At 45.1% G+C, this 11,888-nt stretch carries 12 protein-coding genes and 1 pseudogene; 4 read left to right on the forward strand and 9 right to left on the reverse strand.

Annotated features, from left to right (window positions below):
• Positions 1-146: 146 nt before the first annotated feature.
• The 6 genes from leuS to C1G57_RS05735 all read right to left on the reverse strand — a co-directional run bounded on the left by leuS (position 147) and on the right by C1G57_RS05735 (position 8,088).
• Entirely contained in the window at positions 147-2,648 is a 2,502-nt protein-coding gene (leuS, locus tag C1G57_RS05710; protein ID WP_105114122.1) for a leucine--tRNA ligase, read from the reverse strand.
• 102 nt (positions 2,649-2,750) lie between these two features.
• Complete coding sequence (locus C1G57_RS05715) at positions 2,751-4,643, reverse strand: M13 family metallopeptidase (protein ID WP_105114123.1); 1,893 nt, start codon at positions 4,641-4,643, stop codon at positions 2,751-2,753.
• 70 nt (positions 4,644-4,713) lie between these two features.
• The gene (locus tag C1G57_RS05720) at positions 4,714-5,541 is read right to left on the reverse strand and encodes a metal ABC transporter permease (protein WP_105114124.1); all 828 of its coding nucleotides are present in this window, start codon (positions 5,539-5,541) and stop codon (positions 4,714-4,716) included.
• Positions 5,534-6,394: a metal ABC transporter permease gene (locus tag C1G57_RS05725; RefSeq protein ID WP_105114125.1), complete on the reverse strand. Its 861-nt coding sequence runs from the start codon at positions 6,392-6,394 to the stop codon at positions 5,534-5,536. The genes C1G57_RS05720 and C1G57_RS05725 overlap by 8 nt, the downstream gene beginning before the upstream one ends.
• The gene (locus C1G57_RS05730; protein ID WP_105114126.1) at positions 6,387-7,151 is read right to left on the reverse strand and encodes a metal ABC transporter ATP-binding protein; all 765 of its coding nucleotides are present in this window, start codon (positions 7,149-7,151) and stop codon (positions 6,387-6,389) included. Before C1G57_RS05730 ends, C1G57_RS05725 begins: the two co-directional genes overlap by 8 nt.
• A 13-nt stretch (positions 7,152-7,164) precedes the next feature.
• Positions 7,165-8,088 carry a metal ABC transporter solute-binding protein, Zn/Mn family gene (locus C1G57_RS05735; protein ID WP_105114127.1) on the reverse strand — a complete coding sequence of 308 codons (924 nt, stop codon included), beginning with the start codon at positions 8,086-8,088 and terminating at the stop codon, positions 7,165-7,167.
• 127 nt (positions 8,089-8,215) lie between these two features.
• On the opposite strand from C1G57_RS05735, the gene C1G57_RS05740 reads away from it, so the two are divergent.
• Entirely contained in the window at positions 8,216-8,875 is a 660-nt protein-coding gene (locus C1G57_RS05740) for a metal-dependent transcriptional regulator (protein WP_105114128.1), read from the forward strand.
• A gap of 13 nt (positions 8,876-8,888) precedes the next feature.
• Here the strand turns inward: C1G57_RS05740 and C1G57_RS05745 are convergent, their stop codons facing one another.
• The 3 genes from C1G57_RS05745 to C1G57_RS05755 form a co-directional block, all read right to left on the reverse strand.
• On the reverse strand, positions 8,889-9,164 hold the full coding sequence (locus C1G57_RS05745; protein ID WP_161941113.1) for a hypothetical protein: 276 nt from the start codon (positions 9,162-9,164) through the stop codon (positions 8,889-8,891).
• A 96-nt stretch (positions 9,165-9,260) separates the two neighbouring features.
• Positions 9,261-9,935 carry a CPBP family intramembrane glutamic endopeptidase gene (locus C1G57_RS05750; protein WP_105114130.1) on the reverse strand — a complete coding sequence of 225 codons (675 nt, stop codon included), beginning with the start codon at positions 9,933-9,935 and terminating at the stop codon, positions 9,261-9,263.
• A 65-nt stretch (positions 9,936-10,000) separates the two neighbouring features.
• Entirely contained in the window at positions 10,001-10,651 is a 651-nt protein-coding gene (locus tag C1G57_RS05755) for a CPBP family intramembrane glutamic endopeptidase (protein ID WP_105114131.1), read from the reverse strand.
• Between the two features lie 225 nt (positions 10,652-10,876).
• Here C1G57_RS05755 and C1G57_RS05760 point away from each other — a divergent pair, with 225 nt between their 5' ends.
• From C1G57_RS05760 to C1G57_RS05770, 3 genes and pseudogenes are all read left to right on the forward strand, one after another.
• Complete coding sequence (locus C1G57_RS05760) at positions 10,877-11,164, forward strand: type II toxin-antitoxin system RelB/DinJ family antitoxin (protein WP_105114132.1); 288 nt, start codon at positions 10,877-10,879, stop codon at positions 11,162-11,164.
• Complete coding sequence (locus C1G57_RS05765) at positions 11,154-11,495, forward strand: type II toxin-antitoxin system RelE/ParE family toxin (RefSeq protein ID WP_099876144.1); 342 nt, start codon at positions 11,154-11,156, stop codon at positions 11,493-11,495. The genes C1G57_RS05760 and C1G57_RS05765 overlap by 11 nt, the downstream gene beginning before the upstream one ends.
• A gap of 175 nt (positions 11,496-11,670) precedes the next feature.
• A pseudogene (locus C1G57_RS05770) lies at positions 11,671-11,888 on the forward strand (IS5/IS1182 family transposase); the annotation flags it as partial.

The following is an 11,888-nucleotide window of genomic DNA, read 5'->3' on the forward strand; positions in this document are numbered from 1 at the left end:
AACATAGCGATTCTCCTTCTAAGCGTTCTCTTTATTCCTAACTCTATTATACTACTTTACATATGAAAAAGCCGTTAGAAATACAATTCTAACGACTTTGTCTTCAGTCTGAAACGACCTCCCCTACGGAAGTCGTTTTCATATTATTATTTCACTACAATATTAACTAATTTATTCGGAACCGTAATCACCTTCACCACTGTTTGACCAGCGATTTCAGCTTGGACTTTTTCGTCCGCAAGGGCAACTTTTTCAAGCTCTGCTGGTGACAGGTCCTTGGCTACGGTCAAGCGGGCTTTTACCTTGCCCTTGATTTGGACAACGATTTCCACTTCGCTTTCTACCAGCTTGCTTTCGTCATATGTTGGCCATGCGACATAGCTGATTGACTGGCCTGTATTTGCAAGACCCTGCCAGAGTTCTTCTGCCAAGTGTGGTGCAAATGGGGCAATCAATTGTACAAAGCCTTTGGCGTATTCGACGTAAAGCTTGTCTTCCTTGTTAGCAGCGTTGACAAAAATCATGAGCTGGGCGATAGCCGTGTTGAATTTCAGGTCTTCAATATGCTCTGTCACCGTCTTCACAGTTTCATTGTAGACTTTATCAAGCGCTCCGCTATTGTCCGAAGAAATTTCCTTCGTTGTAATCAGGCGGTAAACGCGGTCAAGGAACTTACGGCTACCTTCAAGGCCTTCTTCTGACCAAGCGATAGAGGCATCAAGTGGGCCCATGAACATCTCGTAAACACGGAGGGTATCCGCACCGAACTGCTCGACCACATCATCTGGGTTGACCACGTTTTTAAGGGATTTAGACATCTTAGCAGGCGCCTGCTCCAACTCTTCACCAGTTTCGATGTTGAAGAAAGAACCATCACGTTTTTCAACTTTATCTGTCGCAACAAGGGCACCACGGCTGTCGCGGTAGCTAGTTCCCAAAATCATGCCCTGGTTAAAGAGTTTTTGGAATGGCTCTTTGGTCGGTACAACGCCAAGGTCATAGAGGAACTTGTGCCAGAAACGAGCATAAAGCAAGTGAAGAACCGCATGCTCCGCCCCACCGATGTAGATGTCCACTGGCAACCAAGCTTTGAGAAGCTCCTCGTCTGCCAATTTCTCATCATTGTGCGGGTCGATATAGCGGAGGTAATACCAGCTAGAGCCCGCCCATTGTGGCATGGTGTTGGTCTCACGGCGACCTTTGACACCATCTTCACGCACCACTTCCAACCAGTCTGTCAAGTTAGCAAGTGGTGACTCCCCTGTACCTGAAGGCTTGATGTCTGAGGTTTTTGGCAATACCAGAGGTAACTCATTTTCAGGTACTGCTGTAGAAGTGCCATCTTCCCAGTGGATGATTGGAATCGGCTCACCCCAATAACGCTGACGGCTGAAGAGCCAGTCACGGAGACGATAGGAAATTTTCTCCTGACCGAGACCATTTTCTTCCAACCAAGCCACCATTTTGGCAATGGCTTCTTCCTTGTTAAGACCGTCTAGGAAGTCAGAGTTGATGTGGGCACCATCTTCTGTGTAAGGTGCTTCTTCTACATTGCCACCTTCCAAAACTGGAATGATGTCCAAACCAAACTGTTTGGCAAATTCCCAGTCACGCTCATCGTGGGCAGGAACGGCCATGATGGCACCTGTTCCGTAGCTAACCAGCACGTAGTCTGAAATCCAGATTGGAATTTCACGACCATTGACTGGGTTAATCGCGTAGGCACCTGTCCAGACACCTGTCTTGTCTTTGGCAAGGTCTGTACGAGCAAGGTCTGATTTGAGAGAAGCTTGGCGTTTGTACTCTGCCACAGCTTCTGCCTGCTCAGGCGATGTGATGCTGTCTACCAAGTCATGCTCAGGAGCAAGAACAGCATAAGTCGCACCAAAAAGGGTATCTGGACGAGTTGTGAAAACAGTGAAGTCCTTGTCTGTATCCTTGATCTTGAAGGTCACATTGGCACCTGTTGACTTACCGATCCAGTTGCGTTGCATATCCTTGATAGATTCTGGCCAATCAACGTCTTCCAAGTCATTGAGCAAACGCTCTGCATAGGCTGTAATTTTCAACATCCATTGACGCATTGGCTTGCGGACAACTGGGTAGCCACCACGTTCAGACGTTCCGTCAGGAAGGACCTCTTCATTGGCGATAGCTGTTCCCAATTCTTCTACCCAGTTGACAGGCACTTCTGCCTCGTAGGCTAGGCCTTTTTCATACAACTTAGTGAAAATCCACTGAGTCCACTTGTAGTAGCTAGGATCAGTCGTATTGACCTCACGGTCCCAGTCGTAAGAAAAGCCAAGGGCGTTAATTTGACGCTTGAAGTTGGCAATGTTTTCTGCTGTAAAGTCAGCTGGGTCATTTCCCGTATCCATAGCGTATTGCTCCGCTGGCAGACCAAAGGCATCCCAACCCATTGGGTGAAGAACGTTGTAGCCTTGGGCACGCTTGTAACGGCTGAGAATGTCCGTCGCCGTATAGCCCTCTGGGTGACCTACGTGCAAGCCTGCACCAGACGGATAAGGGAACATGTCTAGGGCATAAAAGTTTGGCTTTTCTGCATCTGTTCCCGTTTTAAAAGTATGATTTTTTGCCCAAAATTCCTGCCATTTGGGCTCGATTTCCTTGTGATTGTAGAAGCTCATGTCATTTCTCCATGTCAATAAATTATCTTTACTATTATATCACGTTTTGGGGGAATTGGGAAAGACAAAAACAGCCAGTTTTCACTAGCTGTTTTCCCATTTTTACCAAATAATCACGCGATCTTCTTTTGCACGCCACATGCCGTCGCCTTCTTGAACGCCAAAGGTTTCATGGAATTCGTCGAAGTTTGGCAACTGGATGTTGGTGCGTAGGTGACCTGGTGCATGGACATCCACACTTGCCAACATCTGCATGAACTCAGGACGGGCCTTCATTCGCCAGATGCGAGCAAAGTTGGTGAAGAATTCCTCAGCGGAGAAGTCTTCTTCTGACTTGGCTGCTTCTAAGGCTGCAGCAATCCCACCAAGGTCGGCAATGTTTTCTGACACAGTCAACTTACCATTGATTTTGGCACCGTAAGAATCCTGACCCTCAAACTGGTCAATGACCTGCTGAGTACGGGCTTCAAAGGCAGCATAGTCTTCCTCTGTCCACCAGTTATTAAGACTACCATGCTCATCAAAGGAAGCACCGTTGGAGTCAAAGGCATGGGAAATCTCGTGGGCAATAACCGCACCAATACCACCGTAGTTAGCTGATGAAGACTGCTCCAGCGAGTAGAAAGGCGCCTGCAAAATCGCCGCTGGGAAGACAATCAAGTTTTTCTGTGGGTTATAGTAGGCATTGACCATGTGAGCTGGCATGCCCCATTCCTTCATGTCCACAGGCTTGTTCCACTTGCTCCAACCATGAGCAATGTCAATCTTGTTTAGTTCGATGGCATTTTCCACCAAGGACTTGCTTGGGTCAACAATCTTCTTATAATAACGCTCTGGCAAAGCTTCTGGGTAGCCAATGTAAGGCTTGATAACATTGAGTTTGACAATGGCCTTGTCACGCGTTTCCTGAGCCAACCAGTCTGCCGTTTCCAAACGAGACTTGTAGACCTCAATCATCTTGGCAACTTTTGCTTCCACATCAGCCTTAGCTTCTGGTGAGAATTTTTCTCCAGCATACCAAAGACCGAGGGCTTGGTTAAAGTAGCCTTGTGCCAGATTGTAGGCTGCTTTTTCTTGATTTTGAGCCTGCGGCGTACCAGAAAGGGCACGGCTATAGGCTCCTGCTAGAATACGGATTTCATCCGATAGGAAGGCTGTATAAGCTCCTGCCGCTTTCAACATCAAGGTCGCCTTCAAAAGCTCCCAATTATCCGCACTGTAAATGTCCTTAGCAGCCTGCCAGAAGCGTTCCTCAGGCACGATAATCTTGTCTGGTGTTTGCCCTAAAATCGCTGTAAAGAAATCATCCAAAGGCAACTCTGGTGCCAAGGCAGTAAAATCTGCCCACTCATACGGATGATAGAGTTTGGCATATTCAGAACCCTCTTCATTTGACAGGACATACTTGGCAATCTTAGCATCCAATTCCAAACGTTTATCTAGGAGGTCCTTGATTTCCTCATCGCTGAAACCGAACTTAGGTAAGAGAGCTTCTTGACTCTCTCTCCACATTTTGAGCAATTCGGCTCCTTTTTCATGACCTTCTTCATAGTAGGTCGTATCTGGCAGGATAATGCCTAGAGAATCTGCCCAGAGGACATTGGTTGTCGCATCCATAAAGTCAGGTGCTACACCAAAAGGCATGAGGTTTGGTTTGCCTGCCAATTCGTATTCTGCCAACTTGCTGGTAAATTCTTCGAAAGAGTTGAGAGCCTTGTACTCTGCAATCAAGGCCTGGGCTGGTTCTGCTCCCAAACGGTCACGGGTTTCATAGTCGGCTACTTGTTTGTGAAAGGCCACAAAGCTTTGCAAAACGCTATCTTCTGGGACATTTTCTCCCGCCAACCATTCGTTAGTCGTGTCAATCATGAGCTTTTCAATCTCATCCGCCAGGTCTGAGAAACCACCTGTTCTTGGCTTATCGTCTGGAATCACGGCTGTTTTTGCCCATTCACCATTGACGTATTCGTAAAAATCATCTTGTAAACGTGTCATTGATTTTCTCCTTTGCATATGTGATTACTTACTATAATAACAAAAAAGTCTGACAATTTCATTTGCCAAACTAGGTTTTTAGGGCATTTTTTAGGAAAAAGCTAACGCAGACTGTCAGAAGCCCCATGACCGAGCAAGTGCCAGACATGGTCAGATCAAGCCAGCTGGCAAGCCCAAAGCCTAGACAAATCATCAGAATGGCGCAGCATTGTCCCAAAACTAAAAACTGAAAGAAATGCCGAGACCAAGGCAAGACCGCCATGCTGGGTGCTACTAGAAAAACAATGACCGCCATAGAGCCAACCGCATCAAAGGAGAAAACCGTTGTCAAAGAAACCAGAAAAAGAAGGCTCCATTCTAGTCTTCGAGTAGCAATCCCCTGTAGTCTCGCCTGCTCCTTATCCAACAGATAGAGCTTGAGTGCTTGAAAGTTGACAAGAAAGAAGACCAGTAAGACCAGCAGGAGCCCGACAGACTTGACCAAGGCTAGCGGTAGAGATAGACCAAAGAAGTCCAGCCGATTGAGCGGCGCAAAGAGCACCTCACCCATCAGAACCATGTCCAAGTCCAGATGGACATTGCGGGCAAAGAGGGAGATGAGAAGTACAGCTAGGGCGAAGAAAAAGGTAAAGAGCAAGCCCGTCGCCGCATCCTGAGCCAGCTTGCGACTGTTCAGTCCTTCAATCGCTAGGACTGTCAGTAAGCCAAAGACCGCCGCCCCAAGCAAGAGCAGGGGAGAGTCTAGGTTTTGACTGACAAAAAAGCCCAGCACAATGCCCAAGAGGACCGAGTGGGACAAGGCATCTGCCAACATAGCCTGATTACGCACCACCAAGACAGACCCAATCAAGCCACAAGAAGAACCAACAGCCAGTAAAATCAAGAAGACCTCAAGCATGCACATTCTCCTTTCTGATATAGGTCACATAGGCAAAGGCTACTAGGGACGACACACTCAAACAAACGATGATGGTAGGCCCAGTCGATAATCCCGTCACAACAGAACTCAAATAGGTTCCGACAAGGGCTGAAAAGCTGGCAATGACTGCCGCCAATGCTAAGGTTTGGGCATAAGATTTCCCCAGGAGCAAGCCAAAGACGGCTGGTGCTATCAAGAAACTACTCATCAGGATAGCACCGACTACCTTCAAGCCAACCGCAATCAAACTCAGCAGCAAAAACAGGGTCAGGCGGTCAATCCTTTCCACAGGAATCCCCACTAGCTTGGCAAATTGTCGATCAAACAGATAGAGTTTAAGCGACTGGTAGTGCCAGCCAAATAATAACAGGCCAAGCAAGGCAACCAAGTAAATGAGCAGGACATCATCCAACTGCATAAAGGCTGCCTGACCAAAGACATAGTTTTCCAAACCTGCCTGGGCTGTTCCTTGAAAGGCAGCATTTCCCTGAACATACTGCTTGAGAACCAAGCCCAGTCCAAAGAAGGCCGCTGAAACCAGAGCCAAGGCATTGATTCGACTGGTCCGCCCCCTTCGGCAGAGCCAGCCAACCAAGCCGTAGGACAGATAGCCTGAACCCACCGCTCCAAGTAACAGAAGCAAGGGCTGGCGTGATTGAAAGACCATATAGGACAGGATAATGCCAGGATAGGCCGCATGCCCCAAGCTATCTCCGATTAAACTTTGCCTGGTCAAAACACTGATGGTCCCGATCTGACTAGCCGCCAGAGCCAAGACTAGAGTTCCCAGCGCCACCGTCCAAAAAGAGTAATCCAGTAAGAGTTCAAGCATGACCAAGCCCCTCCTTTAAAAACAAGGCTGGTTCCTGACCATAGGCAGTCTGATAAGCTTGCAGCAAATCCACCTGATCCATCGGTCCCTCCGCTACCAAGCGACCATTGAGCCAGAGGACATGGTCAAAGTACTTTTCCAAGGTCAGGAGGTCATGGTGGATGACCAGAGAGGTCTTGCCTGCTTGCTGGAACTTCTTCAAACAGTCCATGATAATTTGCTCCGTCGCCTGATCAATTCCCGCCAAGGGCTCATCCATCATATAGAGTTCGGCTTCCTGAGCCAAGGCTCTAGCTAGAAAGACTCGTTGCCGTTGACCTCCTGACAACTGGTCAATCTGCCGATTGCGTAACTCGCTGATCTTCATCTCTTCCAGAGCCTGCTCTGCCTTTTCCTTATCCAAGGAACTTGGTCGACGGAAGAAACCACTGGTGTGGGCAAACCGCCCCATCAGGACAATATCAAGAACCCTTGCCGGAAACTGCCAGTTGACCTGACTGGCTTGGGGAATATAGGCAACCTTTTTCTGAATGACCTGGTCCAACTGCTGCGACTGACCCAGTAGCGAGACCTTGCCAGTCACCCCTTTTTCTAAGCCCAAGATGGCCTTGAACAAACTGGATTTCCCTGCCCCATTTGGTCCGACTAAGGCTGCACGACAGCCCTTGGGGAGCTGAAAACTGACCTGTTCTAGAGCCTTGACTTGTCCAGCACCATAGTGTAAGGACAGGTTCTCCACTCTCAGAATTTCTTCCATTTTCCCAACCTTTCTACTGCAAATTCTCCACAATCAACTTGATATTGTGCTTGTACATCTCAATAAATGTCGCCCCGTCTTCCCCTTCTGGCGCTAAGGAATCCGAGAACAACTCCTTGCCCTCACCTGTTACAACAGCCACCTGACCACCCTTGGCCTTGACAGCTTCCTGCAATTTTTCCATCCGTTCAGGGCTGGTCGTTGACTCTGTGAAGATAGCCTTGATACCATGTTCTAAAATCATATTGACCGTTTCAATCATATCGCTGTTAGCTACTTCGGACTCGGTGCTAATGCCCTGCGGTGCATAGAGGGTAAAGTCATAGCTGGCTGCGAAGTAGTTAAAGGCATCATGAGGGGTTACTAGGTAACGGCTTTCAGTAGGCAGGACGCTCAACTCTTTTTCAATCCACGCATGCAAGTCATCCAACTGAGCCAGATAAGAATCGGTATTCTTCTGAATCAGCTCTGCTTTTTCCGGAAGAAGCTTTTGCAACTCCTCTGAGGCTACCGCTACCGCTGACTTGTAGAGCGGAATAGAAAACCAGAAGTGAGGGTCCACAATCTGCTCGCCGTCCTCGTCCATAGTTGTCAAATCCGACTGGGCAAAGTTCTTAGACACTGCCACACCCGTCTTTTCCAAGGCCTCCACCATCTTGCCCTCAAAGTGCAAACCGTGGTAGAGAACAAGATCTGCTTTCTGCAGTTTGGACAGGTCGCTGGTCTTGGCAACATAGAGGTGCGGATCCTCGCCCGCTGGAATCAGCAGATCCCGCTCCACCTCATCGCCTGCCAGCTGGTAGACCATATCATTGAGGAAAGAGGTTGTGACCGCCACTCGCGGCTTACTGGAAGCCTCTGGGCTTTGCGTTGAACGACAGGCTCCTAGTCCGATGAGGGACAATAGCAGAGCCAAACTAAGAAGTAGTTTTTTCATGATAGGTTCTCCTTTTTATTTTGTTAGGTATGCTTAATTTTAGTTTTAATATATATTAAAAAATTCTTTCTGTCAATCATTTTTATAAAATTTTGGTATACTATTCTTAACTAGAAAGTGAGAGGCTATGACACCAAACAAAGAAGATTACCTGAAAGTTATCTACGAACTAGGACAGACTGACCAAAAAATCACCAATAAACAAATTGCTGAAAAGATGAATTTTTCTGCCCCAGCCGTTTCTGAAATGCTTAAAAAAATGGTGAATGAGGAACTGATTGAAAAAGACAAGACAGCCGGCTATCTCCTTAGCCAAGCCGCCTTGGAAATGGTCGCCAACCTCTACCGCAAGCACCGACTGATCGAAGTCTTTTTGGTCGAACAGCTGGGCTATTCCCCTGAACAAGTCCATGAAGAAGCTGAAATTTTGGAACACACTGTCTCCGACCATTTTATCAACCGACTGGATAAACTCCTAGGTTATCCCCAAACCTGCCCACACGGCGGCAGCATTCCAAAAGAAGGGCAAGACCTAGTAGAACGTTACCAGACACGGCTAGCCCAACTGACCGAAACTGGCTCCTACCAACTGGTTCGAATCCATGATTTCTACCAGCTCCTCCAATACCTGGAGCAGCACGAGTTAGCCCTCGGCGACCAACTGCTTGTGACAGACTTCGACCACTTTGCTCAAACTATTACTATCCAGTACAAGGACAAAGAACTGGCTATTCCTACAACCATCGCCCATGAATTATTCGTAGAAAAAACCAATCGCCCAGCCTAAACAAGCTGAGCGATTATTTTTTCTTCATGTTACGAAAAATAGTTCTGGCTACAAAAAACACTTGCCCTAGGATATATACCAAACCCAAAAAAGAACCGATATAAAAACAAGCCAAGAGAAAGAAAGGATGATAGGTTAAGGGTTGGATGACAAACATGAACACGAGTACCAAGCCCCACCGCATACCCCAGGTCATCTTTCTCTGGATAATCCACTCCAGCCTGTCTTCGCCAACTGAACTTCTGGTTTCCAGATACTCTTGATTAAGGTCTTGAAAAAATTTTCTCATATTTCTGACCACCTCTACACTTGATAGTTAGCAATTATAAAATTGCCACTTATCCTTAGTATACAGGCATTTCCCAAAAATGTCTACGGTCAATTTTTATCCACCAATCTGCACCAAACCAAATAAAATTTGGAGGAGTAAAATGGAGGCATTATAGAAGCTATGTGCAAGGATAGTATCCGTCATTCGTCTATTGCACATATACAGATAGCCCAGATAAGCCCCTGTTATAAAGTGCCCTAAAAATGCTACTGAAAAGCTCCAAGTATGACAATAGGCAAATAGAAGGGCAGAAAATACGATGACCATTTGAGGATGCTTAGGAAAATACTGGGCTGTCTTTTCTAACAAAATTCCTCTGTAAAGAAATTCTTCTAAAACTGGTGCAAACAAGGCAACTGAGAGAGTCATCACCCAAAAATTATCCGAATTTAACTGATTGACTATATCCAAGGCATTAGAATCACTAGTGCTAAGCCCTAAATATTGCCAAAGGAGGTTCAGGCAAGTTTGTCCAGTAAATACCAACGCTGTTATACCGACTATTTTAAAAATATTCAGCTTCTCTCTTGAAAATTCTTGATTCTTCACCATTCCTCGTCTGATGACAGAAAGTAGTGCCAATATTGCAAGACCAAGCCCTATCATGACTGCAAGTTTTAAAAGCACTCTCTCTTGAAAGGCTGTTATCCCCATATAAGCTGGAAATTGAATGAGCAAAGTGAGAAGCAAGGTACCCACTGCTAAACCGATTGATTTTATTATTTTCATATTCTCTCTCCTTTCCATTGTTTTTGTATAGCCTATTGTAATTGTTACTCACGATGTTCACACCTTTACACACTTATAAGATTTAAAATGGTCACAATACTGTTCGACAAGATATGTGCCACTATCGGATATTTGAGATGATTGGTTTTATAGTAAACCCAAGAAAAAACAAGACCGGGAAAAAATGTCATCCAAAAACTTACGGAAATATTATAAGTATGTACAAAAGCAAAGATTGCCGTTGTGACAAAGACACTGATCATTGGATAAGCCTTATTCCTAATTCTTTCTTGAAAGATACCTCTATATAGATATTCTTCACGAATAGGTCCCAAAATATTTACACTAAGCAAGGCCATCCAACCATATTTGGACTGAAATAGATCTAACATGGAACTATTATCGATGGTCGAACCAGACAATAGCAATAAAATATTCGATAGTACAATCTTTATAACAATTCCTAGTAAAACCAATCCAAATAGTTTTACATAACTATATTCTCGGACTTGGAGACTATCATCACGATACTTTTTCCGTAATGTCCCTAATAACCAAAAAATGAGAGCCGTTAGAACAAACCAACATAGTACATGTATGAGATAACCTACTACTGTGTCATCCATCTTTCCCCAAGACATTTCAGCTATTACAGGGACTTGTATGACTAAGGTCAACAATAAAACCTGTACGATGCTTTTTAGCCAATGAACCATTGCTACTCTCCCATTCTAATAGAATCTTTTTATGAACTTAGTATAAAACAAATCAGCACAATAGTTACATTCATGTCACGAACGGTCGATATTTTGTAATGAATGACCATTTTTTCGAATTCACCGAATAGCATCCAAAATATTCATCACAAGATTATTGCTTGACAGATATAAAACAAATAGCTACACTATTGTTATACATATTAGAATTTGGAGTTGAAGACAATGGCAGGATTGGTTAGGGATAGACAGTATAATTTTAGAGTAAATGCACAATTACTGGAACAAGCAAAAATAATCTTATCGGAAAAAGATATGACCCTTTCTGATGCTCTTAATTTATTTGTAGAAAGGGTGGTTGAAGAGCAAGATTTGCCAATAAAAACAGTAGAAGAGGTGCGTGCAGAGGCTTTTCTAGATGAGTTGATTGCAGAGCTTGATGGAGGCTACCAAGAAGTTATATCAGGACACACGACACCTGCTCGTGAGGTATTCGCCAAATATGGTCTATGAAGTGCATTTATCTGCTAAAGCCGAGCAAGATTTAGAGGAGATCTACCAGTATTATGTCCGTGAATTTTCAGAATCAAGTGCACGAAAGGTGCTTGCATCTCTGAGCACAGCTATCTTGACCTTAGAAACATTTCCAGAGGGATATATTGACCTCGACGCTCGTCTGGGACGAGCATTATTCCCAGAAGGAAAAACACGGATGATTCCTGGAAAACAGCACCTCATCTTCTATTTGATTCGTGGCTCTCGTGTAGATATCCTTCGCATTAGAGGAGCAAGGACAGACTACCTAAACAACCTAGACAATCTATTCAAGCAAACCCTCAAATAGCGAGCAACTCCCCCACCTTCAACAAGTCTAACCAAACAAGTATAAACAAAAAGAGGCTGGGCAAAAACTAGCTTCTCACATATAAAAAAACGAGCATTTCCAATTAGAATTTGCTCGTTTTCCATTTCATGCTTTATAATTATAATAACGACAAAACAACTAGAAAGGCATGAAAATGTATAAACAGTATAACACAAATCAGTTAAGTTTGGAATTAAATCTTGCTTGGGATTTACCTGCAACGCATGAGGCTCGTCTGATTAGTCAGTTTGTGGATACCATTCCTTTATCCGTTCTATTAGAAGAAACTTCCCATACTGGTCGTCCAGCCTTTCATCCAGCCATGTTGCTCAAAATGACCCTGTTCGCCTATGCTCGCCAGGTATTCTCTGG

The organism is Streptococcus suis (genome assembly GCF_002960425.1).
In the GTDB taxonomy this organism is placed as follows: Bacteria; Bacillota; Bacilli; order Lactobacillales; family Streptococcaceae; genus Streptococcus; species Streptococcus suis_S.

What these genes read in the sequence shown, in the direction of transcription:
- leuS (WP_105114122.1), bottom strand. Translation starts at nt 2,648, where the DNA reads ATGAGCTTCTACAATCACAAGGAAATCGAGCCCAAATGGCAGGAATTT.
- C1G57_RS05715 (WP_105114123.1), bottom strand. Translation starts at nt 4,643, where the DNA reads ATGACACGTTTACAAGATGATTTTTACGAATACGTCAATGGTGAATGG.
- C1G57_RS05720 (WP_105114124.1), bottom strand. Translation starts at nt 5,541, where the DNA reads ATGCTTGAGGTCTTCTTGATTTTACTGGCTGTTGGTTCTTCTTGTGGC.
- C1G57_RS05725 (WP_105114125.1), bottom strand. Translation starts at nt 6,394, where the DNA reads ATGCTTGAACTCTTACTGGATTACTCTTTTTGGACGGTGGCGCTGGGA.
- C1G57_RS05730 (WP_105114126.1), bottom strand. Translation starts at nt 7,151, where the DNA reads ATGGAAGAAATTCTGAGAGTGGAGAACCTGTCCTTACACTATGGTGCT.
- C1G57_RS05735 (WP_105114127.1), bottom strand. Translation starts at nt 8,088, where the DNA reads ATGAAAAAACTACTTCTTAGTTTGGCTCTGCTATTGTCCCTCATCGGA.
- C1G57_RS05740 (WP_105114128.1), top strand. Translation starts at nt 8,216, where the DNA reads ATGACACCAAACAAAGAAGATTACCTGAAAGTTATCTACGAACTAGGA.
- C1G57_RS05745 (WP_161941113.1), bottom strand. Translation starts at nt 9,164, where the DNA reads ATGAGAAAATTTTTTCAAGACCTTAATCAAGAGTATCTGGAAACCAGA.
- C1G57_RS05750 (WP_105114130.1), bottom strand. Translation starts at nt 9,935, where the DNA reads ATGAAAATAATAAAATCAATCGGTTTAGCAGTGGGTACCTTGCTTCTC.
- C1G57_RS05755 (WP_105114131.1), bottom strand. Translation starts at nt 10,651, where the DNA reads ATGGTTCATTGGCTAAAAAGCATCGTACAGGTTTTATTGTTGACCTTA.
- C1G57_RS05760 (WP_105114132.1), top strand. Translation starts at nt 10,877, where the DNA reads ATGGCAGGATTGGTTAGGGATAGACAGTATAATTTTAGAGTAAATGCA.
- C1G57_RS05765 (WP_099876144.1), top strand. Translation starts at nt 11,154, where the DNA reads ATGGTCTATGAAGTGCATTTATCTGCTAAAGCCGAGCAAGATTTAGAG.